Source organism: Tabrizicola sp. YIM 78059, assembly GCF_004959785.1.
Classification (GTDB): Bacteria; Pseudomonadota; Alphaproteobacteria; order Rhodobacterales; family Rhodobacteraceae; genus Tabrizicola; species Tabrizicola caldifontis.
In genome coordinates this window covers 194,344-221,284 of record NZ_SJZH01000001.1, presented here as the reverse complement: position 1 = coordinate 221,284, position 26,941 = coordinate 194,344, and the positions used below count along the sequence as shown (strand labels likewise).

Here is a 26,941-nt window from a genome sequence, read left to right as displayed (position 1 = left end):
CCCTGCGGCTGGGTTCACGGTTCGGCGGCATGCCTCCCCGAGTTTCTCCGCACCCCGATCGCGCGGGATACGGTGAATGCTGGTCCGGCGGGGCGGGCGCACGCCCACCGGAAAGATCGAGCCACCGTGGGGTTTCCGGCCCCCCGGCGAAAGCTGCCCGGCCCACAACTGCGGGAAGGGCAATGGCGTCCGGTCCGTCAGGGCCGGAAGATCGCCGGGGTGATGGCCCCGGCCTCGCGCCAGGCGCGGGCCATGGGCCCATGCACCGGCAGATGGCGGTCGCGGACCAGGGCAAAGACCCAGGCCAGCGTCGCAAAGGGGATCGCGACCAGAAAGATCAGCGCGAAATAGACGTAGAACTCGGCCTTCGGTGTCCGGTGGACATGGGCTGCGCCCTGCCCGGCCCCGTGGCCCGCGGTATGGTCACTCATGCGTCCCTCCCTTGTGTTCCAGTGCCGGGGCCCCGCAGGGCCGCGACGAATTCCAGCACGACCCGCTCGGCCCCATGGTCAAGCGCGGCCTTCTCTGCAGCGTCGCGCAGCGTGCGCGCGGCGGAAATCCGTGTCAGAACGGGGTGTTCGCTGACGATGCGGTCCAGTTCGGCCTGAGCATCGGCATCCCAGGGGAAATCGCGGCGCAGGGTCGTTGGCGTGGCGGCGGCACTGTCCAGATCGGACCCCAGCGGCAGGATGTGAAACAGCGCGTCGAACAGGCCGTTGCAGACCTCTTGCAGCAGATAGACCGCGCCAGCGTAGCCCATGAAGGGCGTGCCCGTGGCCCTGCGGATTGCCGCACCGGGGAAGCCTGCGGGGATGAAAACCGGCTGCGGCCCGTGGCCGGCCTTGAGTTCGGCCATGTAGATCTTTTCGTTGATCGATCCCATCACGATCAGCGGCCGGTGCTGGCGCAAGCTTGCCCGCACCCCCTCATTGTTCGTCTTGGCCCCCGCCACGCGCGGCGTGGCAAAGGCACAGGGCAGCCCTAGGTCGCCTTCCAGATAGTTTCGGATGCCGCGTGTGTAGGTCTCGTTCGAAACGATCGCGAAGCTTGCAGTTGCGAAGAAATCCTGCGTGACCGACCGCCACAAGTCCCACAGCGGCTTCAGCGTCGAATGCTTCTCGCGGGCGATGAAAGGTTCGGGGTCCAGCCCCAGCATCTCGCCCAGCTTGCGCAGGAACAGCGTTGTGCTTTCCAGCCCGATCGGCGCCTGAAGGTAGGGCTTCCCCAGAACCTCGGCCAGGCCGCGTCCGAATTCGCGATACATGACGATGTTTGCGTCTGCGTTCACCAGGTTCCGCATCTCGGCCAGATGGGCGCCAAGCGGCATCACCATGTTGACCTCTGCCCCGATGCCTTCGACCAGACGGCGGATCTCGTGCAGGTCCGATGCCATGTTGAACGTGCCATACATCGGGCCCAGGATGTTGACGCGCGGCTTTGCGCCTTCCGGGCGCGGCGTCTCGGGCGGCATCCGGCCCTTGGTCATCCCGAACTCGGTGAAGATCCAGGTCATTGCCCGGTCGGCGGCCTGCCACTGGTCCTCATCTATGGTGCGCGGCAGGAAGCGCTGGATGTTGGTGCCCTGCGGCGTGACCCCGCCGCCGATCATCTCGGCGATGCTGCCGGTCACGACGACCGCCGGCAGCGCCGGATCGAGCGTTTTCCACGCCCGCTTCATCGCCCCTTCGGTGCCGTCGCGGCCAAGTTCTTCCTCGCCAAGGCCCGTCACGACAATCGGCAGCTCATGCGGCGGCAGCGCGTCGGTGTAGTGCAGGACGGAAGTCACCGGCAGGTTCTCGCAGCCCACGGGCCCGTCGATGACGACCTGAAGGCCCTTCACGGCACAGAAGGCATAGACCGCCCCCCAGTAACCGCCCGCCCGGTCGTGGTCCTGGATCAGCATCAGATCATCTCCTCGGCCTTGGCGGCTTTCGCGGCCTTGTCGAGTTTCTTCTGATGGATCGCCCGGAAGTCCGGCCGCAGGTTCGGCGCGCCTTCCCAGATACCTGCGGTGTCGCCTTCGCCCACACCCTCGAAGAAGGCCTTCATCCCGGCCATCTTCTCGCGCCCCGCAATCGCGGCATTCACCACCTGCGCCAGAGACCCCGCTCCGGCGGGCCCCATCAGCGGTCTAGCCGAGATGAGGTTCGTGAAGTAAAGCCCTGGAATACCTTGAGATTTCGCCTTCTGCACCACCGGCGTCGTCCCGATGGCCAGATCCGGCCCGAATGCCTCCATCGCGGCCAGGTCATCCTCCAGGCTCGCGCGGAACTTGACTACGCTCCCCTTGGCTTCCAGCCAGTCACGATCCGCTGCCGACCAGTCAGTCCGCGCGCAGGCAGTGCCGACATAGGGCACCTCGGCGCCGCTTTCGATCAGAAGACGGGCGACCAGCAGCTCTGATCCCTCGTAGCCCGACAGCGTGATCCGCCCCTTGATCGGGTTCGCCGAAAGCGCCCCCTTGATCGCAGGCCCAAAAGCATTCTGCGCTGCTGCCACTTTTTCCGAAGCAATTCCATAGGCTTCCGAGATGTTTCTCAGCCAGTCCATCGTCCCGTCATGCCCCACCGGGGCACTGCCGACGATGCCGCGGCCTGCGGCCTGGAACTCGCGGACTGCTGCCGTGTAGAATGGATGGATCGCCGCCGCGACCCCACAGTCCAGCGCCGCGTAAAGCTCGCGCCAGTCGCGGCAGGGCACGACGGGACCAGCCGCAAGCCCCATGGGTGCCAGCATTGCGCCGATCATCATCGGGTCGGCCGGGAACATCTCGCCCAGAAGCGCCACGGTCGGGCGGTCGGACCGGCCTTGCGCGGGTGCAGCGACCGGGCCAGCCAGGATTTCTTCCCGCGCGTAGCGCAGCATGGCACCCGCCAACACATCCTTTGCCTCGGCATGGGTCGGCACGCCGAAGCCAGGAACGTCGATGCCGACGATGCGCACGCCGTTGATCTCGCTGGGAAGAAGCTTCAACGGCACCCCGGAAGCCGTTGGCACGCAAAGGTTTGTCACCACAACGGCGTCATACCGGTCGGGGTCTGCCAGTTCGTGAACAGCATCGCGGATATCTTCGAACAGCTTGCCGGTGACCAGCGTCTCGCTGTTGAAAGGAACATAACCCACCGATCGACGCGCGCCGTAGAAATGGCTGACGAAGGTCAGTCCGTAGACACAGCAGGCACTGCCCGACAGAACCGTGGCCACCCGCCGCATCCTCAGGCCGACGCGCAGGCTGCCAAAAGCCGGGCACATCGACTGCGGCTTGTCGTGCGGGCCTTGCGGATAGTCGGCAGCATAGCGGTCCAGCACCTCGGCATTGCCGGCGGCGCGGGCAGCGGCCTGCATCTCGGCCCCGGCGTGACAGCCAAGGCCGTCGGCCACGGCCGCCATCGCCCGAATGTCATCGCCCTGGTCGTTCATGCTGCGCGCGCCTCCTGTTTCGCGGCGCACCCGCCCCGGACCTGATCGGGGGCCTCGCGGGACAACCGCAGGTTCCGGGTCAAGCCAGGGATACGCGGTGCCAGATCACCGAGCGCGGCGTCAAATGCTGCGAGGCGGTCAAGATCAAGCATTGTCGTAGATCACTTCCAATGAGGGTTTTCCTACGGCGTTCTTGCCACGCATGTCGGCGTCGGTTGCCGGATCCAGAACGAAATCGGCCCCTGTCTCGGAGGCCGAGAACAGGTTCAGCAGACCATCCTGCGACAGGGGCCTGGGACGAAGGGGTGGCGCGTCGGCCACATTGGAAGCAAGAGCAGCGAACATATCGCCCCACGGCCCCGCCTTCGTGCCCACAATCTGATAATTCGCCGACTTCCGGCGCAGATCCTCGTCCGCCGGGATCGCCGCCAGAACCGGAATGCCCACGGCCTGGGCAAAGGCCGCAGCCTCGCCGGTGCCGTCATCCTTGTTGATGACCAGCCCCGCGATGCCGACATTGCCGCCGAGCTTGCGGAAGTATTCCACCGCCGAGCAGACGTTGTTGGCGACATACAGGCTTTGCAGGTCGTTCGAGGCGACCAGGATCACCTTCTGCGCCATGTCCCGCGCGATCGGCAGGCCAAAGCCGCCGCAGACCACGTCGCCCAGGAAATCAAGCAGCACATAGTCGAAGTCCCAATCATGGAAGCCAAGCTTTTCAAGGAGTTCGAAGCCGTGGATGATACCGCGCCCGCCGCAGCCGCGCCCCACTTCCGGCCCGCCCAGCTCCATCGCAAAGACGCCGCCGCGCTTGAAGCAGACATCGCCGATCTTGACCTCTTCCCCCGCCAGCTTCTTGCGGGTTGAGGTCTCGATGATCGTGGGACATGCCTTGCCGCCGAACAGCAGGCTCGTCGTGTCCGACTTCGGGTCGCAGCCGATCAGCAGCACGCGCTTGCCCATCTCGGCCATCATGTGGCTGAGATTGGCCAGCGTGAAGGACTTGCCGATGCCCCCCTTGCCGTAGATCGCGATGATCTGGGTCTTTTTCGACGGCGGATCCTGCGGAATTTCGAGGGATGGTTCCTCGGCCGCTTCGCGCCGCAAGCGGGCGTTGAAATCCTTGAGGTTCGGAACGTCGTTCATGCCTGACCTTTCCAGTCGAGGATCATTTTCAGACAGCCCGCATCGGTGAATGCCGTCCGATAGGCCTGTGCCGCGTCAGCGGCGGGCAGGGTGTGGGTGATCAGGCCCGCCAGCGACAGCGCCCCGCTTTCGATCAGCGCGCGGGTGGCCACCAGATCCTCGGGCGCCCATTCGGAAGCGATGCGGATGCGCGCCTCCTTCATGAAGGCGGGCGGGAAGGCAAAGGCCACCGGTTCGGTGTAGAAGCCGGCCAGCACGATCTCGCCCCCCTTGGCGAGGCGCATGACAAGCTGGTCCAGAAGGCCCTTGGCGCCCGAAGCGTCATAGATGGCGCGATAGTCGCGGCGGGGGTCGTCCTCGGGTGAGATGACAACATAGCCCGTCGCCCCGGAACGGCGATGCGGGTTCGTCTCCCACACGGTCGGAGGCTTGCCGCCGGCGGCGATGGTCAACCGGGCCAGAAGACGCCCCAGCGTGCCATGGCCGACGATCAGATCGGGCAGCGCCGTGTTGAACCCGGCCAGCGCGTGACGGGCGGTCGCGGCCAGGGCCAGCAACGCACCTTCGGCGCCCATGCCCGCATCGATCCGGGCAACGCGCCCGGCCCTGGTCACAAGATGATGCGACGCCCCGCCGAACAGGCCCTTCACATTGCCGGTGAAACAGCTGGCCCCCGGAACGAAGACAGCCTCCCCGATACGGAACCCGGTATCTGCCCCGGCTTCGACTACTCGCCCCGCGGCTTCATAGCCCGGGACCAAGGGATACCCCATGCCCGGGAAGGGCGGCATCGTGCCGGACCAGAACAGCTTTTCCGTGCCGGTGGAGATTCCGGAATGCGTTACCTCGACAATCAGGTCATCGGCCCCGGGCGCGACAAGCCCAAGGCTTTCCAGCCCGAGGTCCCTTGCACCGTGGAGGATCACCGCCGTCGTCTGCACGTCTCATTCCCCCTGGTCGCGCCGGGTGACCATGCGCGGTCCCCTCGGCCTTCCTGAATGTAAGTCTAGAGTGACATCACAGACTGTCAATTAAATTAGACAGTGAATGTGCAGAATCTAGGCAGGTCTTGTCGCGACAATGCAGGATGTGACGAAGGGACGAAGGGTTTTCGCGGGCTTATCGACCTGAAAGCCAGCGAGACGGGCCATTTCCGCGATCTCGGCGCCGGATCGCGTGCGTCCGGTCTGCATCGCCAGGGTGTAGATGGCAAAGTAGACATCGGTCGCGGGATCGGGCCGCTCGCCGCCCGACATGGGCTCCGAGAGGATGAGGCGGCCGCCCGGCGGCAGGGCCTGGAAGCAGGCGGACAGGAGCGCCGCCACGGTGGAATCGGCATGATCGTAAAGCACGCGGATCAGGCTGATCGCATCGGCGCCTTCCGGCAGGGGATCGTCGCGGAAGCTGCCGGCGATGATCTCGACCCCCTCACCCAGCCGCGCCCTGGCCCCGGCGACGACGGCGGGCAGATCGAACAACCGGCGCCGGATGCCCGGATGCGCGCGACCGACCGCGGCCAGAAAGGCCCCCGTCCCGCCGCCCACGTCCATCAGCGTGTCGATCCCCCGGAAATCGGCCAGACGCAGCGTATCCTCAGCCACCAGCGCCTGACTGTCGTCCATCAGCGCCGAATACCGCTCGGCCAGAGCCGGATCGGCCGCACCGCCTGCGCCAAAGACATAGGGCCAGAAGCCTGCCAGTTCTGGCTGCGTCTCGCCTTTGAAGAAGGCCAGGGGATCGCTGAGGTCACGGTAGAGAACGGGATGGTGGCGCACCATCGCCTCCAGCCCCGGCACGGTCAGGAAGGCCGCACCACGGGTCGCAAGGCCCCAACCTTCGCCCCTGCGCCGCAGCAGGCGCAGGGCCGCCCCCGCCTGGAGCAGCACCGCCATGCGTTCGGGCGGCAGGCCGCACAGATGTGCAAGCCTGGCGGTGGACAGCGGCCCTTCGGCCAAACGGTGCAGCACGCGCAACTCGACCAGCGCCAGCAGGGCCTGCGACTGGACAAAGCCCGACACGACCGAAAACAGCGCCTCTCCCTCGGCCCTGGCGATGCCGCGCAGTCCGGGCATGCGGGCGCAGAACCGGTGGAACCACGGCTGCATTGCCAGCCGCGCCGCCCAGCCCGGACCGCATCGGCGCCGCGGCAGTCCGCTGCCAAGGCCGGTTTCTGTCATTTCGCGCCCGTGGCCCGCGCCGCCTGCGCGCCCAGATTGACGGGCGTCATCCGTTCGGCATAGGCGCGCACCATGCCGGCAAGCCGCGCCTCGCCCGGACAGGCCGGAATCGAGGCGATCGCCCCGCCCAGGATGTCCTTCAGGTGCCGCACCGCACCCTGCACGCCCATGAGCGCCACGGCATTCGGTCGGCCATGCACGGCATCCTGCCCTGCGGGCTTGCCGGTCTCGGCCTCGGTCAGCAGAGCATCCTTCAGATCATCCGCGACCTGGAAGGCCTCGCCGATGCGGGCACCCAGCTCCTCCCAGGGTTCGGGCTCCTGGCCTGCGGCTATGGCACCCATCTGGGTTGCAGCCACGAAAAGCGACCCGGTCTTGGCCCGATGATAGGCGCCCAGGTTGACCTGCGGCTCGGATTCCCAGCCCTGACCGGCACAGATGCCGCCAGGCATGCCCGTCCGCTGTGCCAGGTTGCACACCAACCGCAGCCCCCGGTCGGGCGCGATGGTGCCCGCACGGGCCAGCACCTCGAATGCGAGGACGATCAGGCTGTCGCCGGCAAGAATGGCCACGGGCTCGCCATAGGCGCGGTGAACCGAGGGTTTGCCGCGCCGCAGGTCGGCATTGTCGAAGGCGGGAAGATCGTCATGGACGAGGCTTGCACAGTGGATAAGCTCCAGCGCCGCCGCCGCCGCATCGGACAGACCCGGCCGATCGTCGCCGCAGGCCAGCGCAACCGAAAGCAGGATCGTCGGCCGGACCCGCGCGCCACCCGACATGGTGGCATGATCCAGCGCAGCGGCAAGGCGTTGCGGCGTTTCGCCGTCCGGGCCCTGGGCCAGCCGCACAGCCTCGCGCAGGGCGGCATCGATTCTGGGGAAAAGATCCATCGCACACCCTCTCTGTTGGCCGCGGCCGCCGTGGGCTCCCTTGAGCAAGTCTGGCACCGCCGTCCGATTGTGTAAATCAAAATTTACAGTCGCTCGTTCGTCATTGTTTACAAGTCGCCGCACCCGGCTAGACTGGCGCCATGGACGGGAACGCAACCAGGTTCGTGGTGATCGGTGCCGGAATGGGGGGCCTCGCGGCGGCAATCCGCCTGGCGGCGCGGGGCTGCGCGGTGACCCTTGTCGAAGCGCAGGACATGCCCGGCGGCAAGATGCGCACGCTGCCATCGTCCGCAGGGCCAGTCGATGCCGGGCCTACGGTTCTGACCCTGCGCGCGGTCTTCGACGACCTGTTCGCCCTGGCCGGCGCGCGGCTTGAGGATCACCTTACCCTTCTTCCGCAACGGATTCTTGCCCGGCACTGGTGGCCGGACGGCAGCCGGCTGGACCTGACCGGAGACCCCGAGACCGACGCTGCCGCGGTCGCCGCCTTTTCCGGCCCGGGCGAGGCGCTGGCCTTCCGCCGCTTCGACCGGCTGGCGCGCGCCCTGCATGACGCCTTTGAGGGTCCGGTGATTCAGGCCCCGCACCCGGATCTGGCGGCGATCCTGAAGGCTACGCTGACCCGCCCCGTGCTCTGGCGCGCACTTCTGCCGGGACAGTCGCTACACGGCCTGCTTGCCCGCCAGTTCCGGGACCGCCGGCTTGTGCAGCTTTTCGCCCGCTATGCCACTTATGTCGGCGGCCGGCCCGCCCATGTGCCCGGCGTGCTGGCGCTGATCTGGCGGGCGGAGGCTGCAGGGGTGTGGGCGGTAGAGGGCGGGATGCACCGGTTGGCCCTGGCCCTGGCCGATCTGGCGCGGCGTCTGGGGGTTGACCTGCGCCTTTCGACACCGGCGCTGCGCGTCGTGCGGCAGGGCGGGCGCATTTGCGGGGTGCAGCTGGCCAGCGGGGCCACCCTACCCTGCGCGGCCTGCATCTTTGCCGGCGATCCGGCCGCACTGGTCGCAGGTCATCTGGGTCCGGGGCTGGGCGACGCCCTTCCCCCATCAGCCACGCAGCCCCGCAGCCTTTCGGCCTGGGTCTGGTCCTTTGCGGCCATTCCCGAAGGCCCGCTTGCCACCGACCTGGTTCACCACAACATCTTCTTCCCCGCCGACACCAGCGGCGAGTTCGGCCCGCTGGGCCGGGGCGACATGCCCGAGACACCAACGCTTTACGTCTGTGCCGAGGATCGTTCGGCCGGACGCCCGCAGGGCCCCGAACGGTTCGAGATCATCGTGAATGCCCCGCCCGGCCGCACCGACCAGCCAGAGGATTTCGCCCGATGTCACGCCCGCACCTTCCAGACACTTCGGATGCTCGGCCTGCGCTTCCTCCCCGAACCGGGACCGCAGGCGTTGACGACGCCGGCGATGCTGGACCGGCTATTCCCGGGATCGGGCGGGGCGATCTATGGCCGCAGCCCGGAGGGAACTTTCGCAGCCTTCGCCCGGCCGCCGGCGCGAACGAAGGTGCCGGGGCTCTACCTGGCGGGCGGGGGGGCGCATCCGGGGGCTGGAGTGCCGATGGCGGCGCTCTCCGGCAGGCACGCGGCCGAGGCGGTAATGGCGGACCTGACTTTTCCGTCGATGTCGGGCCGGACGGCTATGCCTGGTGGTATCTCGACGCCGTCGCCGACGACGGGGCCCGCGCGTTGAGCGTGATCGGCTTCATCGGCTCGGTCTTTTCACCCTGGTATCGCTGGTCGGGGCGGCGCGAGCCGCAGAACCACGTCTGCCTGAACGTGGCCACCTACGGCCCGGGCGGTCGCTTCACCATGACCGACCGCGGCCGTTCCGCACTGCGCCAAAGTCCTGAACGATTGCAGATCGGCCCCTCCGCCATGCACTGGACTGGCGGCGAGCTGGTGGTGGAGGTTGACGAGATATCGGCGCCGCCCGTCATCAGCCGCGTCCGGGGCACCATCACGCTGACGCCCGAGGTGATGACCGGGGTCGAGGCGCGGCTGACCACGGACGGGTCGCATCTCTGGCGCCCCTTCGCCCCCATCGCGCGGGTGAAGGTCGATCTCAGCCAGGGCCACATCTGGGAAGGGCACGGCTACTGGGACGCGAATTTCGGGACTGCCGCGCTGGAGACCGACTTCCGCTTCTGGACCTGGGGGCGCTTTCCGTTGCGTGATCGCACGGTCTGCTTCTACGATGCCACACGACGCGACGGCACCACCCTTGCCCTTGGCGTCGAGGTGACCCGGCAGGGTGAGGTGCGCGAAATCGCCCCGCCCCCTCTTGTGCGCTTCCGCCGCAGTCTATGGGCGGTCAGACGCGAAACGCGGGCAGATCCCGGCGTGGTCCCGCGCCAGCGGATGAACCTGCTGGACGCGCCCTTCTATTCGCGCAGCCTGGTGGAAACCCGGATCATGGGTGAATCCAGCATCGGTGTGCACGAGGCGCTGGACCTGGCGCGCTATCGCCAGCCCTGGCTGAAACCGATGATCGCCTTCCGGGTGCCAAGACGCAGCGGCTGGCGGTTCGACTGACTGCAATCAAGGCGTCCTTCGACAGCCAGTTGCACGGCCATCCAGACCCCGAACAAGGGGTCAGCCGCGCAACCAGTCCGAAAATTCTGCAAGGACAGCGGCCGCGTCCTCTTCATGCGCCAGATGCCCGAGTGCCGGCATCTGGCGTACCTCGGCCCGGGGCAGCATCCCGGCCGCCTCGCGCGAGACCTGCGGCGGCACCACCCGGTCGCCCGCATTGGTCACGAGCAGGGTCGGCACCGACAGTCCCGCCGCTGCCGCCATCAGCCGGTCAACCCGCCAGGCCGCCATCATGCCCAGAGTTCCATCGACATGCGACGGGCGGCGCACCAGCGTCACATACTGGGCGATCCCGGCGGCATCGAGGTGCGACCCCGTGCCCTCGATCAGCTGGCGCACCTTCGCCTCGTTGCCCCAGAGGTGGCTGACGACCGAAGGCACGAAGGGCGTGGCCGCCAGCGCCCGCGCCAGAAGCGGAAACAGAAAGCCCGCCGCCCCTTCGAACTGGCCCAGCGCAGCGTTCAGACCGATCACCGAGCGCAGCGGCATCAGCGTGGACAACTGCAAGGCAAGCGGCACACCGGCGGAATGGCCGATCACCAGCCGTGGTCGCCAGCCCGCCACCTGACAAAGCTGTTCCAGATCCTGAGCCATGGGTGGGATCCCGAACCGCCCCCGCGTGCCGGCGCGCGTGAACCCCTGACCGGGCAGATCGGGGATAAGGCACCGGAAACCTGAAAGAATTGGCGCCAGATGCCGGAACGAATGGCCCGAGGCACCGGCGCCATGCAGCAGCAGGATATCGGGCCCTTCACCCGTCTCGACCACCCACCAGTCGTGCCGCGCCCGGACGCGGCGGCCATGCGCGCGGAAGGGCCAGCCGGCTGGCGGGTCATGTGCCGTGGTGATCATTCAGTCAGACTTCAGCGGAGCCAACGCCGCCTCAAGAGCCTGGGACATCCGCGCCGCATCGGCCCGCGGCAATGGCAGATAGACCCCACCAAGCGAATGCGAAAGCCGTTTCAGCCCGGCCTCTGGCCGGCTGGCCGTGTCGATCACGACAGACGCGGCCCCGGTCGCGGCCCAGGACTGGGCCATCTGCACGGCCTCGGCCTCGGCCCGGTCGCGGCCCGGCGCACCGTCAAGCGCCACATTGGCGCGCCCATCAGTCAGAAGTGCCAGAACCGGCGTCAGACCGCGCGCGCGCGCACGCAGCGCCGTCTCGCCCGCAAGGCGCAAGGCTGCCGCCAGCGGCGTGCCCCCGCCGCCAGGCAAACCGGAAAGACGGCGCTTCGCCTGTACCAGCGACCGTGTGGGCGGCAGCACAAGTTCTGCCCCCGATCCCCGGAAGGCGATAAGCGCCACATGGTCGCGCCGGGCATAGGCGCGCGCAAGCAGCAGCTCCACCGCACCTTTCGCCTCGGCCAGCCTGGCAAGAGCAGCGGAACCAGACGCATCGACGGCGAAGATGAGCACCCGTTCGGACCGTTCCAGGTGGCGGCGGATGCGCAGGTCGGACCCGCGAATATGCAGGCTGCGGTTCTGGAATACCCCCCCACCCCCTCCCACAAGGGGGGAGGGAGACGCGGGTTGTGCAAGCGTTGCCAAATGGGGACTCGCGGTTCGCGCGAACAGGGGAGGCTCTCCTTCCCCCGGTGGGGAGGAGATGGGGATGGGCGACGCCGCCTGCCGTCGGCGCACCGCCTGCCAGGGCGCGGCGGCGCGAAGCGTGGCGATCAGGTCGAGCCGGTGGTTTGCGTCGGGTTTGCCTGGGCGCGATGGCAGCGGGCGTCCGCGCCGGTGCCCGGAACGCGCCTCGCCCGCGCCAGTGCCCCCCGTCAGCGCGCGGGAGGCGCGCGCGGCGGCCAGGTGCTCAAGCAGTTCGGCCGGCAGCGCAGCCCTGACGGCCTCGAGGATCAGGTCTTCCGGCAGATCCAGGCTGTCGGCCTGCTCCGCATCTGCACCGGGGTCGGGAGGAGGCGGCGGGGGGACATTGGGTGCTGCGGCCTCGGGCCAGGTCCTGGCACGATGGGCAAAGGCGAGTTCGGCCGCCGTCAGCACATCCCCGCGCCGCACGCCGGGATGGCCACGCAACGCTGCGATCACACGGGCCAGCCGCAACGCCAGAAGCGGAGCACGCAGTCCCGGGATGCCAAGGGCCAGCGCGACGGCGGTCAGGTGCTCGCCCGCCCTGGCCGGGATACGCACACGGGGCAGGCGGTCGCGGGCGGCAGACAGCGCCTCGGCGTCAAGGCGCAAGGGCGCGCTGTCGCTGTCGGCGATCCCATCAAGGGTCAGGAACAGGGCCAGCCGGTCGGCAAGCGCGGGGGGCAACGCTTCGTCGGCTTCGGCACCCTCGTCAAGCGCGATCAGACAATGGCCCGGGCCATCCAGCGCCTGGCCCAGCCGCGCGGCCAGCCCTGCCGGGCAGCGCTCCGCCATGGTCAGGACCAGCGCCGCCGGCCGTGCCAGCAGCCCCTCTGCCAGCACGGGGCGCCCCGCCGCAAGCGTGGCCGTCAGGTCCAGCCCGCCGAACAGCGCCTCGTCCCCTATCAAGGGATGCAGACGGCGCAGGGGCAGCGGCAGCGCGGACAGGGCGGCCGTGACCCTGTCGCGCACCGGGCCGACCCGGGACCGCAGCCAAAGCCCCTTCAGCCCCGCCGGGTCCACCGCCAGCGCCATGAGCGCCAGCTCGACGCGCTGCCACGGCGCCAGAGGGGCGATCTGACGGTCAGGCACGTCCCCGCGCCCGCCTGCATGTTCGGGACGGGCGATCTGGCCCCGGGTTACTGTCGCAGCGCACAGCCCAGACGGGGAAGGTGGCACCATGCCCCTCTCCGTCCCTCCCCCGCGCGGGGGAAGGGGGCCACCGGGACCAGCCTCCGGTTCGGACCGGAACAGCGGCGCGTATGACAGCGTCTCGGTCAGGGCAGCACCTCGGCAAGCGAGCGGTCAACGCGGGCGGCGGACCCTGCCTCATCCAGCGGGTCGCGGCGCAGACGGTGCGACAGCGCCATCGGCGCCACGCGCTTCAGGTGGCGGCGGTGAACGGCGGCTTCGCCCTCGAAGGCAGCCAGGGCGCGGGCGGCGCGCAGCAGGGTCAATTCGCCACGAAGGCCGTCAGACCCAAGCGCCAGGCACAGGGCCGCGCAGTCGTGCAGGACCGCACCCGGGGTCTTCAGTTTCTGCAGCGCCTCGCGGGCGGCGAGGATCTGGTTGCGCAGCCCCGCATCCATCGGCCGCCAGGTCTTCATGAAGCGGTCATGCTGGTTCTCATAGGCGTCGCGCCGCCGGATCACCTCGACCCGCGTTTCGATGTCCTTCGGGCTGGCAACCTCGACCGACAGGCCGAAACGGTCCAGCAGTTGCGGACGCAGTTCGCCCTCTTCCGGGTTGCCTGAACCCACCAGCACGAAGCGCGCCGGGTGGCGGATCGACAGGCCCTCGCGTTCGACCACGTTCTCGCCAGATTGCGCTACGTCAAGCAGAAGATCGACGATGTGGTCCTCCAGCAGGTTGACCTCGTCGATGTACAGGTATCCGCGGTTGGCGCGGGCCAGCAGGCCGGGCTCGAACGCCTTTTCGCCCCGGGTCAGGGCCCTTTCAATGTCCAGCGCACCCACGACCCGGTCCTCGGTCACGCCAAGAGGCAGATCCACGACCGGGGTCGGTCGGGTCACGATCCGGTCGGCGACACCTTGCGCCCAGTCCGGGCACAGGTCGCGGCGAGGAGAGTTCACGGGGCACCCCTCGACCACGTCGATCGACGGCAGCAGCGCGGCAAGCGCGCGGACGGCGGTGGATTTGCCTGTCCCCCGATCGCCGAAGACCAGAACCCCGCCGATCCCGGGGTCGATGGCCGTCAGGATCATCGCGGTCTTCATGTCTTCCTGACCGACGATGGCCGAGAAGGGGAAGGGCTGACGGGCTGTTCTGGTCATCGCTGGCCTCATGCGGCTTGGGTCGGGTGGGGCGCGGGGTGGTCGGCGGCGCGTGATGGCCTGTCCGGCAGGGCACGGCTACGCAGAAGCGGCGCGCCGTTCCACTGGCCTTCCACGCCCAGCACGCGAAAGCGTGCGTAAAGCTCGTCGATGAACCAGCCCTCGTCGCGCACGGCCCTGATGGCGCGGCCATGCGGGCCGTCCCCTCGGGCGAAGCGGGACATGCTGGTCATGTCAGGCCAGATCGAGAAGGTGACCTGGTGCAGTAACGGCACCTCGCCGATCCCGATCTTGAACAGAACGTCGGGATCGGCCCCTATCACCGCCGAGATGTCGGGCACCCGGCGCCAGAAGCGCAGGGCCATTGCCGGCTTGACGCTGGCGCGGGTGAGAACGGCCAGGGGACCGTCCAGGTCGGCCGGGCGCGGTTCGGGAACGAAGGGATTGACGCCCGACCAGACGCCGCGCGCCGACAGGGGCGAGAGGTAGACAGTGCTGCTTTCTGTCGCCCTTGCCCGCCAGTGGCGCCAGACCGGGCCTTGCGCCACGCCTTGCCGTGCTGCGGCCTCGTTCGGCCAGACGGCAAGAATCGCCCAGACACCCCAGTTCGGTTTCGGCGTGAACCCCTCGCCCGTGCCAGAGCCGCAGAGCTTCCAGAACATCAGATGCGGCTCTTGTCGCAGAGTAAGGCGCGCCGCCCCCATCTGCCCGATCACCCAGAGCCTGGCCATCAGGCCCTGAAAGCGGAAAAGGGACAGGGTGGCGGTGGGCATCGACCCCTCCGATGTAACTTTACATTGACAGTCTAGCGCAAAATGGCGGCTCGTGAAGGGGTTCATTTGCCGCAGTATATGCGTAGTTGTAAATTTGGCTAGACATTCTATCATCCATGGCATGACCCGGATAACCACCAACGCTCAAGGCCAAGCCCTCGTCATCGGTGCGGGGCTTGGGGGACTTGCCAGCGCCATGCGCCTGGGCGCCAAGGGCTGGCGCGTCACGGTGATCGACCGGCTTGACCGGCCCGGCGGGCGAGGATCGTCGATCACCGAACAGGGCCACCGTTTCGACCTTGGACCCACCATCGTCACCGTGCCGCAGACCTTGCGCGACCTGTGGTCCGCCTGCGGCCGCGACTTCGATCACGACGTGGACCTGCGCCCGCTGGACCCGTTCTACGAAATCCGCTTCCACGATGGCCGCCGTTTCACCATGCGGGCCGGCGCAAAGGCCATGCGAGAAGAGGTGGCACGGATCGCGCCGGCCGACATGCCGGGGTTCGAGCGGTTCCTGAAGGATGCGACCGCCCGCTATCATTTCGGGTTCGAGGATCTGGGCCGCCGCCCGATGCATCGGCTGATCGATCTGATCAAGGTTCTGCCGAAATTCGCCATGATGCGCGCCGATCGCAGCGTTCACGCCCACGCCGCCCGCCGCGTGCGGGACCCGGCCCTGCGCTTTGCTTTGTCGTTCCATCCCCTGTTCATTGGCGGAGACCCGTTCCGGGTGACCAGCATGTACGCGCTGGTCAGCCATCTTGAGGCGGCATTCGGCGTCCACTACGCGATGGGCGGCGTGCAGGCGATTGCTGATGCCATGGTGCGTGTGATCCGCGATCAGGGCGGCACCGTCCGGCTTGAGACCGAGGCGGACGAGATTCTGGTACGCAATGGCCGTGTCGCGGGCGCACGGCTGGCAACGGGCGAGGAAATCGCCGCGGAAGTCACCGTCTCGAATGCCGACCCGGGCTTTACCTACGGCCAGCTCTTGCGCAACCATCCGAAACGGCGCTGGACAGACCGGAGGCTGGCGCGCTCGCGCTGGTCGATGGGCCTGTTCGTCTGGTATTTCGGCACGAAGGGCACGCGCCGGATGTGGCCCGATGCGGGGCACCACACCATCCTTGTCGGCCCCCGCTACCGCGAGCATATCCGCGACATCTTCCGCGCGGGCAGGATCGACGAGGACATGAGCCTTTACGTGCACCGCCCGACGGTCACCGACCCCTCGGCGGCACCGGAAGGCAACGACACGTTCTATGCGCTCAGCCCCGTCCCGCACCTGGGGCACGGGGCCGCCGACTGGGCAAGCCTGGCCGACAGCTACAAGGCAAGGGTGGCACGAATGCTGGAACCCGTGTTGCCCGGCTTTCGCGAAAGGATCACCGTGGAGCGTGTCTTTACCCCCGAAACCTTCCGGTCGCGATATCTGTCCCCCTTTGGCGCGGGCTTCTCGCTGGAGCCGCGCATCCTGCAATCGGCCTGGTTCCGTCCGCACAACGTGTCAGAGGAACTGCCTGGCCTGTATCTTGCCGGCGCGGGCACGCATCCCGGTGCCGGCGTTCCGGGCGTGCTCGGCACGGCTGAGATCGTGGATCAACTGGTGCCGCCGCCGGCCGTTCGGGCAGGCCCGGCACGCCTGCCCCTGGCCGCAGAATGATGCGCCCCGACGACATGGAGGCATGCCGGGCCGCGATCCGCACAGGCAGTCTGTCGTTCCATGCGGCCTCGCGGCTCTTGCCCGCGCGGGTGCGTGACCCGGCGCTGGCGCTGTATGCCTTCTGCCGGCTGGCAGACGATGCAGTGGACGATGGCACCGACAAGACGGCGGCGGTCCTGCGCCTGCGCGACCGGCTGGACCGGCTGTATCAAGGCCGCCCGATCGATGCTGCGCCCGACCGGGCCTTTGCCTGCGTGGTCGAGACGTTCGAGATGCCCCGTGCGCTGCCGGATGCCCTGCTGGAAGGAATGGCCTGGGACGCGGCTGGTCGGCGGTATGAGGATCTGTCCGGTGTCCTGGCCTATTCCGCCCGGGTTGCGTCGGCGGTCGGGGCGATGATGTGCGTCCTGATGCGGGTGCGCGAGGCCGACGCGCTGGCCCGCGCCTGCGACTTGGGCCTGGCAATGCAACTGACAAACATCGCCCGCGATGTGGGCGAGGATGCCCGTGCGGGGCGGCTATATCTGCCGACCGGCTGGCTGATCGAGGCCGGGCAGGACCCGGAGACCTTCCTTGCCGCCCCGAAACCGGCCCCTGCGATCCGGATGGCCACGGAACGTATCCTGACCTGTGCCGACCGGCTTTACGTGCGGGCCGAAGCCGGGGTTCCCGCCCTGCCCTTCGGCTGCCGCCCCGGCATACTGGCTGCCCGCACGATCTATGCAGGGATTGGCGGGGTCGTGGCGCGGAACGGCCATGACAACATCGCATGGCGCGCCCGCACCAGCCGGGCGCAGAAACTGGGTTGGCTGGCCCTGGCCATGATCCGCGCGATTGCCACAGTGCTGATGCCGCGCCCCGCCACACTGCACGCCCCGCCGGAACCCGAGGTTGCCTTCCTGGTCCAGGCCGCGGCGCGCCTTGCACCTCAGAAAGCCCGCAGCGAAGCGCTTCTTGCCGTTCTGGCCCAGCTGGAGGCTCGCGACCGCGGGCTGAAGGCCTGACCGGTTGTGACTTCCGACGATCTGGCCTATGTCGGCAAGGGGGGTGATTGCATGGATTTCGGCCTGTTTCTCATCTATCTCGCTGCCTGCGGTGCCGCCGCAGCCACGGGAGCCCTGTTTCCGACCGGACCCTGGTATGCGGCGCTGCGCAAACCGGACTGGACCCCGCCAAACTGGATGTTTCCGGTGGTGTGGTTTTCGCTTTACCTGATGATGTCGGCCGCCGCTGCCAGGGCTGCCACGGTCGAAGGTTCGTCGCTGGGGCTGGCGCTCTGGTCGGTGCAGATCGCCTTCAACACGCTATGGACGCCGGTCTTCTTCGGGCTCAGACGCATGAAGGCTGCGCTGGTGCCGATGGCGGGGTTGTGGCTGTCGGTTGCCGCGACCACGGTCGTGTTCTTCACGCTGGACCTTTGGTCGGGGCTGATGTTCGTTCCGTACCTCGTATGGGTCAGCATCGCCGCCGCGCTGAATCTTTCGCTGGTTCGGCTGAACCCGGACGCGGCACGGGCGTCCTAGCGGGTGCTCATCATTCGCGCGCCGAAGATGCGGTCCATGTGATCGGTCAGATAGATGCGCAGCCACGGCGTGAACCGTTCGGGCTGGCGCAGGACTTCGGCTTTCAGATCATACAGATCGACCCAGCGCACATCTTGCACTTCCGAGGGGGCTGGCACCACGATCAGTCCTGGCGCGGCCTCGGCCAGGAAAATATCGACAAGCTCGTGTTCGATCAGCCCGCCGCCCACCTCGGCGCGGTATTCCACCCGGCCCGCATAATGCGGATACAGCCCGGTGATCCCCAGTTCCTCGCGCAGCCGGCGGACGGCGCAGGTCGCGGCATCTTCGTTCCAGCGGGGGTGGGTGCAGCAGGTGTTCGCCCACAGGCCCGGCGTATGATACTTTCCTGCCGCGCGTTTCTGGATCAGGACGCGCGCGCCTTCCATCACGAAGACCGAAACGGCCTTGTGGCGCAGCCCGAGCTGATGCACCTCCAGCTTGCCGACTGGCGCCAGGCGGCCCTCGACCCAGGCGGGGATCATCTCGTCAAGGGCGCCGTCCATCACACCCACCCGGGCTTCACCAGCCCCAGCAGATGCGCGACGTTCTTCACGCCGATCTTCAGATGCGCCAACGGCCGCGCGGCCACCAGTTTCTTGTTCATGTAGGCCTCGAACGTCAACTTCTGCACGTCGATGTCGTGGCAGAGGCTGACAAAGCGCTCTCGCCGTTCGTCGGACTTGTAGTAGGCGTCCTGCATCGTCCGCAAGACCTTGAAGACGGTCTTGTTGTCGCGCATGAAAAGCTTGCGCGCCAGCTTCAGGTCGGCGGTCTTGCCCGAGGCCAGCGCCGCCTGTGCAGCCGTCGCGGCGACCCGACCGCCAAGCATGGCGTAATAGATCCCCTCACCCGAGGACGGCGCCACCACCCCGGCCGCATCGCCCGCCAACACCACATCGTGGCCGTTGTCCCAGCGGTCAAGCGGTTGCAGCGGGATCGGTGCGCCCTCCTTGCGGATCGTCTCGCATTCTGCAAGGCCGCTGGCCGCGCGCAGGTCGGCCGTGGCGCGCTTCAGGTCCACACCGTCCTTTCCGGTGCCCATGCCCACGCTTGCCTGCGCACCGTGCGGGAAGACCCAGCCGTAGAAGTCTGGCGAAATGCGGCCGTCATAGACGACATCGCAGCGCTTCGGGTCATAGGCGGCATTGGCGGCGGGGGCCCTGATGATCTCGTGATAGGCGATGACGTAGGGAATGCGGTCGCCGCCCGGCACCTCGTCGCGCGCAACATCCGACCGCGCCCCGTCGGCCCCGATGATGATCCTGGTCAGGCTGCGGCGTTCCTGCCCGCTGGCCTTTTCCCGCCAGACGACATGCGCCCCTTCCGCGTCCCGCTCGATCCGCAGGTAGGTGCCGGTAAGCCGATCGGCCCCGGCCTGCGCGGCGCGCACCCGCAGGAACTCGTCAAAATGCTCGCGGTCCACCATGCCGACGAAGCCGTTCTCGATATGGATGTCGACCGACCGCCCGCTGGGCGAGATCATGCGCGCGGTCTCGATCCGGGCGACGATCTGGTCATCGGGAATGGCGAAGTCGCGGATCGCGCGGGGCGGGATAGCGCCGCCGCAGGGCTTGATCCGGCCGGCGCGGTCCAGCATCGCCACGCGCTTGCCGGCGCGCGCCAGATCCTCGGCCGCAGTCGCGCCTGCCGGACCGCCCCCGACAACGAAGACATCGTAGGCCATGCTCATTCTCCCGGAAGCAGTTGCGGTGCGGCGGCCCGCAGTCGGGCGCCGCCAATGATCCGCCAGGCCATCAGGCCAGCGGCAACGAAGAGGAAAGCCTCGATCAGGAACACCATCCCGAAGGCATCGGCGCTGTCGCGCGACAGGCGGAGCAGATCGACCAAGGCCGCCCCGGCAAAGCCGCCCAGGCCCTGCGCAATGGCCTGGCTTGCGCCCCAGACCCCCATGCGCGTGCCCTCGCGCCCCGCCCGGCCCTGCCCTGCCAGTTGCATCATCGCCCCGATCGAGGCAATGGCGAACATGCCCGAGAACACCCCCAGAAGCGTGACCGCCGGGGTCAGAAGCCCGATGCCGACCTGCCCAAGCCCTGCAATCACCGTCAGCATCGCGGCCGAACCGAAGCAGCCGGCCGCCACCCATCCGCGCAGCGAGCCGATCTTGAGCCCCGACACGGCGATGCCGACCGCCAGCATGCCCACGAACATTCCCGCATGTTGCGCCCCCGACAGGCTGGTGGACTGGCCGGGGGTAAATTGGAAAACCAGGCCGGCGTAAGGTTCCAGGATCAACTCCTGAAGAAAGAAAGCTGTCATCGACAGGAAGATGAACAGCGTGAAGATCCGCGTGCGGCGTTCTGCCCAGACCTCGGCCAGACCCTTGCGCAGCGGGGTCTCGTCTGGCAGGCGGGCCGGCATCACCTTCCGCTCGATACCGGCAACGGCGGCGGCGGTGATCAGCACCGCGCCCAGGGTGACGATGGCAACGATGACCATCAGCCGCCGGGGTGAATAGGGATCCAGCAGCGTGCCGATCGCACCGCTGGTGACGGCGATGCCGAAGATCATCATCAGCCAGGTGATCGTGGCCGCTGCGGCCCGGCGGTCAGGCGCACAGCCGCTTGCGAGAAGCGCCAAGAGCGAGGTGCCCGACGCCCCCGCCCCGACCCCGATCAGGACATAGGCAAGGACCGATACCGCAAGACCCCAGCCCTGCCCCGCCACCGCCAGCGCGACCATAAGCGAGGCCAGCGCCGCCCCGCAGGATAGCACCGCCATGCCGCCGATGATGAATCGCGTCCGCTTGCCCTGGGCGTCGGACCAGAAGCCCCAGCTGGGCCGGGTGATCTGGACGAAGGAATGCAGCGCGACCAGCGCGCCCGACAGCATCGCAGGCAGTGCCAGTTCCACCACCATCAGCCGGTTCAGCGTCGAGGTGGTCAGCACCACCACCGCGCCAAGACACAGCTGCACCAGCCCCAGCCGGACGATCTGGAGCCAGGACAGCGTCACGCCAGCCCCCGCATGGCAAAGGCCGTGACCATCATGCCGCTTACGTAAAGCACGACGCCGGTGCCGTTATACCAGGGCGCCTTGCCTTTCGGGTCGCGGAACAGAACGCGCATCGCGGCGATCTGCGCGGCAAGCAGTGCTGCGACAGCCAGCGAGTGCCAAGGTTTGCCAAGGACCAGAAGGAAGGCGATCACCAGCGCCTGCGCCATGCCCATTACCGTGCAGGCGATCTTCGCCGCAACCTCGGGCCCCAGAACCACCGGCAGCGACCGCACGCCATGCTGCCGGTCGCCCTCCAGCGCCTTGAAATCGTTCAGCGTCATGATCCCGTGCGCGCCGAAGGCGTAAAGCGCGGCCATGGTGACGACCTCGAACCTGGGGCTTGCGTTCAGCAGGACAGCGGCACCGGTGAACCAGGGCAACCCTTCGTAGGACAGCCCCACAAGGCCCGGACCCCACCAGCCCGAGCGCTTCAGTCGGACGGGTTCGGCACTGTAGGCCCAGGCGGCAATCACGCCCACCAGGGTCGCGGCGAACCCCCAGGGGCCCAGCAACCAGCCGACAGCAAGCGAAAGCGCGGTCATGGCCAGCGCAATCCAAAGGCCCCAGCGGCCCGGAATGCGGCCCGAGGGGATCGGGCGGTCGGGCTCGTTGATTGCATCCACATGCCGGTCACACCAGTCGTTCGCAGCCTGGCTCATCCCGCAGACGATCGGGCCGGCAAGGATCATGCCCAGCAGGACGATGGGCCAGTTTTCGCCCAGCGGCACGGCTGACGAGACGGCGCCGCAGAGAAAGGCCCAGATCGGCGGGAACCAGGTGATCGGCTTGATCAGCCGCACCATGGCGCGCGGCTCGGGATACTGGCGGGAGGGGCAAGCGGTGCTAACAGTCATGTGTAAAGTAAACATTACACTTGGGAGTCGAGCAAGTGCGCATTTATCGCGGCGCGCAATTCCCGGTCCGTTCTTCAGCCGCCCACAAAAGCAAGCTCAGCCAGAGGATCAGCCGCCGCTAGTGCGGAAGAATGATGAAACGGCTGGCTGCACCGTTGTGACAGTCTTCCACCCGGGCGCAGGGCCAGACCAGGGCGCGGAAAAGCCTCGCGAACACCGCCGCATGCCAGGGGCAGGGCAGGCCCGGAAAGGCCAGCGGGTTGCCTTCGATCTGGAAGGTCAGCGGTCGGCGCGAGACGATGCCGAAGCGGCCCGATCCGGCGAAGCTCCAGGCATGGCGCGCAATGGCCGCGCTCAGCAGGCGCGCACCCATGGGGGCCGGAAGGGCACGGATCACCGCCTTGGCAGCCCCGGGGATGCGGTGGGCGAGGATATAGTCCGCCGTGCCCTGCCCCGCCGCGGCCAGGATCTCGGCCGCGCGGTCGCCACAGCCCTGCCAGACCGCCAGATGGGCCGCGCGGCACTGGCTCTCGGGCCACATGCCGGCATCATCAGGCGGAACCGCAACGCCCGCGGCGCCCAGCACACGGTCGCGCCCCGCCCGCCCCTGAAGCCGGTCCAGAACGGGCACCAGTTGCAGGATTGCGTTGGGGCCGATCCTTGCGCCCGTGTCTTGCCCTTTACCATCGCCGTCCATCTAGTCTGCCGGTTCCTGCATCTGTTCCCGCCCCCCGCCGCAGGCCATGACCTGGGCGCCATCGGGCATCTGGAACCCGTCGGCCCGTTCCGCCGCCCGTTCCTTCATCTGGGCCCTGACGGCGGCGCGCCGCTCGGCCGCCCGGACGGCCCGGTCAGCCGCGGCCTCCCAGTCGGCCATCTGCGGCTCGGCGATGGTCCGCGAAGTATCGAAGCCGAACTCCAGGTTGTCCCGCTTTACGGGCTTGAAATAGCCATGCTTTCCAAGGTCATAGAAGCTGCGCTGTACACCGGCCTTGAGGAATGCCTTCAGACAGCCCAGCAGATAGCGCCGCCGGAAACCCGTGCCCCGCCAAGGGTAATGGAACAGCGCCTTCTTCATGTAGAAACGGCGATAATTCTTCAGAACCCCTTCCAGCAGTGCCCCGCGCGTCATCGCGGCGGGTTTCATGATCGGGGTCACGAAATTATATTTCGAATAGTCGAACACCTCCACCTGATCGCGGATTTCCTGAAACAGGGGCGTGAAGGGCCAAGGCGTATACATCGACCAGTTGGCCAGGTCCGGCTGCCAGTCCCAGGCCATACGATAGGTTTCTTCCAGCGTTTCCGGCGTCTCGTTGTCGAGGCCGACAATGAACTGCGCCTCGGTGAAAATGTCCGCCTCGCGCAGAAGCCGGATCGCCTCCTTGTTCTGCGCGACGGTGGTTTCCTTGTTGAAAAGATCGAGCTTGAGCTGCGCCGCCGCTTCGGTGCCGAGGCTGACATGCACCAGCCCCGCCTTGCGGTAGAATTTCAGCAGGTCCCGGTCGCGCCAGATGTCGGTGACGCGGGTGTTGATACCCCATTTCACCCGCTTGTTGAGGCCGCGGTCGATGAGTTCCTGACAGAACTCGACGAACTTCTTTCGGTTGATGGTGGGCTCCTCGTCGGCGAGGATGAAGAAGCCGACGCCGTGGTTCGACACCAGATCCTCGATCTCGTCGGCCACCTTCTTCGGGTCGCGCACCCGGTAGTCGCGCCAGAACTTCCACTGACTGCAGAAGGAACAGGTGAACGGGCAGCCCCGCGCCATGTTCGGGATCGCGACCTTCACGCCAAGGGGGATGTAGATATACCGGTCCCATTCCAGGATCGACCAGTCGGGCTTGATGCCGTCCAGGTTCTTCACCGTGCTGGCGGCCGGCGTGGCGACGATTTCCTCCCCGTCGCGGAAAGCCAGACCCTTGATGCGGCGCCTGTCGTCAGGCCAGCGGCCATCGCGGAGCGCTTCTGCAAGAGTGACCATGATCTCTTCGCCCTCGCCGCGAACGATCACGTCGATCCAGGGGGCCTCGGACAACACCTGCCGGAACATGAAGGTTGCATGAATGCCACCCAGGACGCGCAGGGCGTCGGGTGCGACCTCTTGCGCGATCCTCAAAACTTCTTCCGCCTCGTAGATCGACGGCGTGATCGCGGTCACGCCCACCAGATCGGGCTTCAACGCCGCAAGCCGCGCCCGCAACGCGACATGGTCGATGTGATGCGTCATCGCGTCGATGAAGTGGATGTCGTCGAACCCCGCCGCCCTCAGAGAGCCGGTCAGATAGGCCACCCAGGCGGGTGGCCAGTTCCCCGCGATCTCGGCGCCTCCGGAATGATAGTTCGGATGGACGAAGACGATGCGCATGGGTCAGCCCTCCTTATGTCAACTTATGTTGACAGTTACGAAGGCCGGTCTTCCTTGATCCAGATCAAGCCTGCGGCAGGATGCTACTCGCCGTCGCGGTTAAGCAGCCCGTACTTGCGCAGTTTCACATAAAGCGACTGGCGCGACAGGCCCAGCATCTCGGCTGCGGCCACGCGATTGTTGCGCGTCAGTTCAAGCGCAGTTTCGATGCACATCTTTTCAATGACATCGGTGGTTTCGGCAACGATATCCTTCAACGTGGACGACCCCACCAGTTCCATCACCGAACGCGTGCCCTCGTCCGGGATGACCGCCCCGGACCGTCGCAGGGCATCGGCCCGGCTTGCATCGCGCACCACAAGCACCAGAACCGGGTTTGGCCTGTCGTTCAGCCAGCTGGCCGAAAGTTCCACGGCGATCTGGCCGGAAAAGTCCGTGGTCAGGCGGGTGGCATAAAGCCGAAGCTGTCCAGTCCGCTTTACATTGTCCAGCAGGACACGCAGATCCACCTGCCCGCGCGCCAGATAGTCGGCGATCGAACGGCCGCGAACGGCCGCGATTCCGCTGGCATCGGTCAGGTTCAGAAACGCCTCGTTCGCAGCGCGGATCACACCTTCGCCATCGGCAAAGACTATGCCATCCACCCCTTCGTGGTAAAGCCGCTGCAGGTTTTCCGACAGCTCGTCAGAGGCCTGGGTCAACCGGTCGCCCGGATCGATCAGGCATAGCAGCAGGCGCTCTCCGGCCGCGCGGAACAGGCGCGGGGTGACCAGCACCCGCCGCTGCGACCGGCGCGCCGTGACCTCAAGCGGCGCCGAGGAATCCATCGCCGCCACGTTGGACAGCGCATCCAGGAACTCACCCCGCCGGCGACCGTCGAATTCCTGCGCGACCGCACTGCCCAGCAGCTCGGCCCGCGTACCCCCCAGAAGCAGCGCAGCCGCAGGGTTAAGATCGGCAATCCGCCCGGTCGCCATGGAGACAAGCATTACGGGATCCCGGGTCATCTCCATCAGCACGCGATAACGGGTATCAAGCTCGCGCTGGGTTTCATAATCGCGCTCAAGGGCGAGCTGCGCCGCGACCAACTGCTGCTGCACCTCTGCAAGCGGCCGCAGATCGCGGCCCAGCATCAGCAGCGACCCGTCCGGCCCCAAGAGGTGCAGCGAATAGCGCACCGGGAAATCCCATGCCTGCTGGCTGACGTGGTTCAGTTCAACCGCCACCCCCGACCGACCACGGTGCAGATCGGCAAGGCGGGCCTCCAGCTTGCGACGGCTCTCTTCGGTTAGGATCTCTGAAAGCTGCAGCCCCTCCCAGTCGGTCAGTTGGCCGAAGGAACGATGCGCCGGATTGACCAGGACGGAGACGATGCGCTGTCCCGGCGTGACCAGCAGGGTGATATCGGCCGCCGTTGCAAGGATCTCGGTCATGAGATCCGGAGCAATGACGGGCAACTTGCCCGAGTTCAGCAGATGGCGTCCATCCGTGGTCACGTCTTTTCCAACCATATTCGTTCGGCCATCATCGCGGCCCACCATCGCTTCAACCGAATTCGCGGACCGGAAGCCCGTTACGGACGCGCGCACCCTGAATAGCGACCATCGGGTCGTTCGTGGCGATATCTGCACCGGTTGCAGCCTGCACATCGACCGCCCGCGCGAGCACCGCCCCGCCAACCGCCACCCAAAGCCGTCCAGCCGAACCGTCCTTGAGTGCTTTCACCACTCTGCGACAAAGTTCAAGCCTCTCTTCGCAGGCGATCGAAATCATTGCACAATCGAAATCGCTATTGCGGACCAGAGAGAACAGAAAGTCGGCGCTTGCCCCGATCTGCAACTGGACCGAGATTCCCTTCCGGCGCAACTGCCCTGTCAGCAGCATAATGCCGAAACTGTGCTGTTCGCCCTCTGGCAGAACCATCAGCACGGTCGCGCTGTCGGGGCCCGCGGTTGCATTGCTGGCCCAGTCCCGGCCAACCTGGCGCAGGATAGACTGCATCCGGGCAAGGCCCATGCTTACGTCGGTGAATGCCGCGCGGTCCTCGGACCATTCGCAGCCAAGATGGCGGGCCACGGCCGGAAAGTAGCTGTCCACAAGTTCGGTCTCGCCGATCCGGGCACGGCGCAATTCGGGGCGCAGCGCCTCGAAAAGGGAAAAGTCGGGCGAGGCGACAGCGCGTGCCAGCGCGGCAACCATTGCCGGGTCCGGCGATTTTGCCCCATCAGCCTCGCGGGACACCAGCCGCGCCACCACAGTCCTTGCCAGGGCCGACAAACCGTCACCGCTGCGATCGCCTTGCCCGCCATGCTGGCTGTCGCGCATTTCGCCACCCTCGCCTGCCGCAAGTGCCCGGTCGGCCCTGATGCGGGGTTGTGTGCGGGCAGTTCTGCATCCCGCACTCTGCCTTTCACTGTCATGCATGGCGCTCGTATTGTCAAAGCAAATTGACACTGACAGCCGCATTTTGCGAAATCACTGCAAGTTATTGCATCAACAGCTTGTTTTTAATTGAGTATGTTTACATCTGTCTTTCCCCGCGCCACCAAAATGCTGCACGACATGTCAGGGTCATCTATGTAAGTTT

Annotated in this window: 24 protein-coding genes; 5 read left to right on the top strand and 19 right to left on the bottom strand. The window is 67.1% G+C overall.

Translation table 11 applies throughout. The features are described from left to right. Window positions 1-197: 197 nt before the first annotated feature. From pufQ to EZM81_RS00965, 7 genes are all read right to left on the bottom strand, one after another. Window positions 198-431 (bottom strand): cytochrome PufQ, encoded by a 234-nt coding sequence (pufQ, locus tag EZM81_RS00995; protein WP_136644465.1) that lies wholly within the window; start codon window positions 429-431, stop codon window positions 198-200. Further along, window positions 428-1,903 carry a chlorophyllide a reductase subunit Z gene (gene bchZ / locus EZM81_RS00990; protein WP_136644464.1) on the bottom strand — a complete coding sequence of 492 codons (1,476 nt, stop codon included), beginning with the start codon at window positions 1,901-1,903 and terminating at the stop codon, window positions 428-430. The genes pufQ and bchZ overlap by 4 nt, the downstream gene beginning before the upstream one ends. Further along, the gene (gene bchY / locus EZM81_RS00985; RefSeq protein ID WP_211195373.1) at window positions 1,903-3,420 is read right to left on the bottom strand and encodes a chlorophyllide a reductase subunit Y; all 1,518 of its coding nucleotides are present in this window, start codon (window positions 3,418-3,420) and stop codon (window positions 1,903-1,905) included. The genes bchZ and bchY overlap by 1 nt, the downstream gene beginning before the upstream one ends. A gap of 144 nt (window positions 3,421-3,564) precedes the next feature. Further along, window positions 3,565-4,566, bottom strand: a complete 1,002-nt coding sequence (locus tag EZM81_RS00980; RefSeq protein ID WP_136644463.1) for a chlorophyllide a reductase iron protein subunit X — start codon at window positions 4,564-4,566, stop codon at window positions 3,565-3,567. Next, the gene (bchC, locus tag EZM81_RS00975) at window positions 4,563-5,507 is read right to left on the bottom strand and encodes a chlorophyll synthesis pathway protein BchC (RefSeq protein WP_136644462.1); all 945 of its coding nucleotides are present in this window, start codon (window positions 5,505-5,507) and stop codon (window positions 4,563-4,565) included. Before bchC ends, EZM81_RS00980 begins: the two co-directional genes overlap by 4 nt. A gap of 117 nt (window positions 5,508-5,624) precedes the next feature. Then, complete coding sequence (locus tag EZM81_RS00970; RefSeq protein WP_136644461.1) at window positions 5,625-6,743, bottom strand: methyltransferase; 1,119 nt, start codon at window positions 6,741-6,743, stop codon at window positions 5,625-5,627. Beyond that, complete coding sequence (locus EZM81_RS00965; RefSeq protein WP_136644460.1) at window positions 6,740-7,633, bottom strand: polyprenyl synthetase family protein; 894 nt, start codon at window positions 7,631-7,633, stop codon at window positions 6,740-6,742. Before EZM81_RS00965 ends, EZM81_RS00970 begins: the two co-directional genes overlap by 4 nt. Before the next feature lie 140 nt (window positions 7,634-7,773). Here EZM81_RS00965 and crtD point away from each other — a divergent pair, with 140 nt between their 5' ends. Then, a complete protein-coding gene (gene crtD / locus EZM81_RS00960; RefSeq protein WP_136644459.1) occupies window positions 7,774-9,330 on the top strand; it encodes a 1-hydroxycarotenoid 3,4-desaturase CrtD in 1,557 nt (518 codons plus the stop codon). A gap of 2 nt (window positions 9,331-9,332) precedes the next feature. Then, a complete protein-coding gene (gene crtC / locus EZM81_RS00955; protein ID WP_136644675.1) occupies window positions 9,333-10,172 on the top strand; it encodes a carotenoid 1,2-hydratase in 840 nt (279 codons plus the stop codon). Window positions 10,173-10,232: 60 nt separating this feature from the next. Here the strand turns inward: crtC and bchO are convergent, their stop codons facing one another. From bchO to crtA, 4 genes are all read right to left on the bottom strand, one after another. Then, window positions 10,233-11,084 carry an alpha/beta fold hydrolase BchO gene (bchO, locus tag EZM81_RS00950; protein WP_136644458.1) on the bottom strand — a complete coding sequence of 284 codons (852 nt, stop codon included), beginning with the start codon at window positions 11,082-11,084 and terminating at the stop codon, window positions 10,233-10,235. Further along, a complete protein-coding gene (locus EZM81_RS00945) occupies window positions 11,085-12,911 on the bottom strand; it encodes a magnesium chelatase subunit D (RefSeq protein WP_305791166.1) in 1,827 nt (608 codons plus the stop codon). It lies immediately after the preceding gene. A 185-nt stretch (window positions 12,912-13,096) separates the two neighbouring features. Beyond that, window positions 13,097-14,113, bottom strand: a complete 1,017-nt coding sequence (gene bchI / locus EZM81_RS00940; RefSeq protein WP_135447145.1) for a magnesium chelatase ATPase subunit I — start codon at window positions 14,111-14,113, stop codon at window positions 13,097-13,099. A gap of 8 nt (window positions 14,114-14,121) precedes the next feature. Further along, window positions 14,122-14,886 (bottom strand): spheroidene monooxygenase, encoded by a 765-nt coding sequence (crtA, locus tag EZM81_RS00935; protein ID WP_135447147.1) that lies wholly within the window; start codon window positions 14,884-14,886, stop codon window positions 14,122-14,124. A 121-nt stretch (window positions 14,887-15,007) separates the two neighbouring features. Here crtA and EZM81_RS00930 point away from each other — a divergent pair, with 121 nt between their 5' ends. The 3 genes from EZM81_RS00930 to EZM81_RS00920 are packed head-to-tail and all read left to right on the top strand — an operon-like array spanning window position 15,008 to window position 18,075. Continuing rightward, window positions 15,008-16,552, top strand: a complete 1,545-nt coding sequence (locus EZM81_RS00930) for a phytoene desaturase (RefSeq protein WP_136644456.1) — start codon at window positions 15,008-15,010, stop codon at window positions 16,550-16,552. Next, complete coding sequence (crtB, locus tag EZM81_RS00925; RefSeq protein ID WP_136644455.1) at window positions 16,549-17,556, top strand: 15-cis-phytoene synthase; 1,008 nt, start codon at window positions 16,549-16,551, stop codon at window positions 17,554-17,556. The genes EZM81_RS00930 and crtB overlap by 4 nt, the downstream gene beginning before the upstream one ends. A 6-nt stretch (window positions 17,557-17,562) precedes the next feature. Next, window positions 17,563-18,075, top strand: coding sequence for a TspO/MBR family protein (locus EZM81_RS00920; protein WP_371685705.1), 513 nt, complete (start codon window positions 17,563-17,565; stop codon window positions 18,073-18,075). Here the strand turns inward: EZM81_RS00920 and idi are convergent. The 8 genes from idi to EZM81_RS00880 all read right to left on the bottom strand — a co-directional run bounded on the left by idi (window position 18,072) and on the right by EZM81_RS00880 (window position 26,679). After that, window positions 18,072-18,620 carry an isopentenyl-diphosphate delta-isomerase gene (gene idi, locus EZM81_RS00915; RefSeq protein WP_136644454.1) on the bottom strand — a complete coding sequence of 183 codons (549 nt, stop codon included), beginning with the start codon at window positions 18,618-18,620 and terminating at the stop codon, window positions 18,072-18,074. The two genes, EZM81_RS00920 and idi, sit on opposite strands and share 4 nt — an antisense overlap. After that, entirely contained in the window at window positions 18,620-19,801 is a 1,182-nt protein-coding gene (locus EZM81_RS00910; RefSeq protein ID WP_136644453.1) for a geranylgeranyl diphosphate reductase, read from the bottom strand. Before EZM81_RS00910 ends, idi begins: the two co-directional genes overlap by 1 nt. Window positions 19,802-19,803: 2 nt before the next feature. After that, window positions 19,804-21,090 (bottom strand): BCD family MFS transporter, encoded by a 1,287-nt coding sequence (locus tag EZM81_RS00905; protein WP_136644452.1) that lies wholly within the window; start codon window positions 21,088-21,090, stop codon window positions 19,804-19,806. Further along, the gene (gene chlG, locus EZM81_RS00900; protein WP_136644451.1) at window positions 21,087-21,986 is read right to left on the bottom strand and encodes a chlorophyll synthase ChlG; all 900 of its coding nucleotides are present in this window, start codon (window positions 21,984-21,986) and stop codon (window positions 21,087-21,089) included. Before chlG ends, EZM81_RS00905 begins: the two co-directional genes overlap by 4 nt. Before the next feature lie 118 nt (window positions 21,987-22,104). Continuing rightward, complete coding sequence (bchJ, locus tag EZM81_RS00895; RefSeq protein ID WP_136644450.1) at window positions 22,105-22,683, bottom strand: bacteriochlorophyll 4-vinyl reductase; 579 nt, start codon at window positions 22,681-22,683, stop codon at window positions 22,105-22,107. Next, window positions 22,684-24,354: a magnesium-protoporphyrin IX monomethyl ester anaerobic oxidative cyclase gene (gene bchE, locus EZM81_RS00890; RefSeq protein WP_136644449.1), complete on the bottom strand. Its 1,671-nt coding sequence runs from the start codon at window positions 24,352-24,354 to the stop codon at window positions 22,684-22,686. Window positions 24,355-24,437: 83 nt separating this feature from the next. After that, window positions 24,438-25,829, bottom strand: coding sequence for a transcriptional regulator PpsR (gene ppsR / locus EZM81_RS00885; RefSeq protein ID WP_135447456.1), 1,392 nt, complete (start codon window positions 25,827-25,829; stop codon window positions 24,438-24,440). Window positions 25,830-25,899: 70 nt separating this feature from the next. Next, window positions 25,900-26,679: a B12-binding domain-containing protein gene (locus EZM81_RS00880; protein WP_169052268.1), complete on the bottom strand. Its 780-nt coding sequence runs from the start codon at window positions 26,677-26,679 to the stop codon at window positions 25,900-25,902. Window positions 26,680-26,941 lie beyond the last annotated feature (262 nt).

Bases quoted from the DNA above. Each gene is read 5' to 3' on its own strand.
- pufQ (WP_136644465.1), bottom strand. From the start codon at position 431: ATGAGTGACCATACCGCGGGCCACGGGGCCGGGCAGGGCGCAGCCCAT.
- bchZ (WP_136644464.1), bottom strand. From the start codon at position 1,903: ATGCTGATCCAGGACCACGACCGGGCGGGCGGTTACTGGGGGGCGGTC.
- bchY (WP_211195373.1), bottom strand. From the start codon at position 3,420: ATGAACGACCAGGGCGATGACATTCGGGCGATGGCGGCCGTGGCCGAC.
- EZM81_RS00980 (WP_136644463.1), bottom strand. From the start codon at position 4,566: ATGAACGACGTTCCGAACCTCAAGGATTTCAACGCCCGCTTGCGGCGC.
- EZM81_RS00970 (WP_136644461.1), bottom strand. From the start codon at position 6,743: ATGACAGAAACCGGCCTTGGCAGCGGACTGCCGCGGCGCCGATGCGGT.
- EZM81_RS00965 (WP_136644460.1), bottom strand. From the start codon at position 7,633: ATGGATCTTTTCCCCAGAATCGATGCCGCCCTGCGCGAGGCTGTGCGG.
- crtD (WP_136644459.1), top strand. From the start codon at position 7,774: ATGGACGGGAACGCAACCAGGTTCGTGGTGATCGGTGCCGGAATGGGG.
- bchO (WP_136644458.1), bottom strand. From the start codon at position 11,084: ATGATCACCACGGCACATGACCCGCCAGCCGGCTGGCCCTTCCGCGCG.
- bchI (WP_135447145.1), bottom strand. From the start codon at position 14,113: ATGACCAGAACAGCCCGTCAGCCCTTCCCCTTCTCGGCCATCGTCGGT.
- crtA (WP_135447147.1), bottom strand. From the start codon at position 14,886: ATGCCCACCGCCACCCTGTCCCTTTTCCGCTTTCAGGGCCTGATGGCC.
- EZM81_RS00930 (WP_136644456.1), top strand. From the start codon at position 15,008: ATGACCCGGATAACCACCAACGCTCAAGGCCAAGCCCTCGTCATCGGT.
- crtB (WP_136644455.1), top strand. From the start codon at position 16,549: ATGATGCGCCCCGACGACATGGAGGCATGCCGGGCCGCGATCCGCACA.
- idi (WP_136644454.1), bottom strand. From the start codon at position 18,620: ATGGACGGCGCCCTTGACGAGATGATCCCCGCCTGGGTCGAGGGCCGC.
- EZM81_RS00910 (WP_136644453.1), bottom strand. From the start codon at position 19,801: ATGGCCTACGATGTCTTCGTTGTCGGGGGCGGTCCGGCAGGCGCGACT.
- chlG (WP_136644451.1), bottom strand. From the start codon at position 21,986: ATGACTGTTAGCACCGCTTGCCCCTCCCGCCAGTATCCCGAGCCGCGC.
- bchJ (WP_136644450.1), bottom strand. From the start codon at position 22,683: ATGGACGGCGATGGTAAAGGGCAAGACACGGGCGCAAGGATCGGCCCC.
- bchE (WP_136644449.1), bottom strand. From the start codon at position 24,354: ATGCGCATCGTCTTCGTCCATCCGAACTATCATTCCGGAGGCGCCGAG.
- EZM81_RS00880 (WP_169052268.1), bottom strand. From the start codon at position 26,679: ATGCGCGACAGCCAGCATGGCGGGCAAGGCGATCGCAGCGGTGACGGT.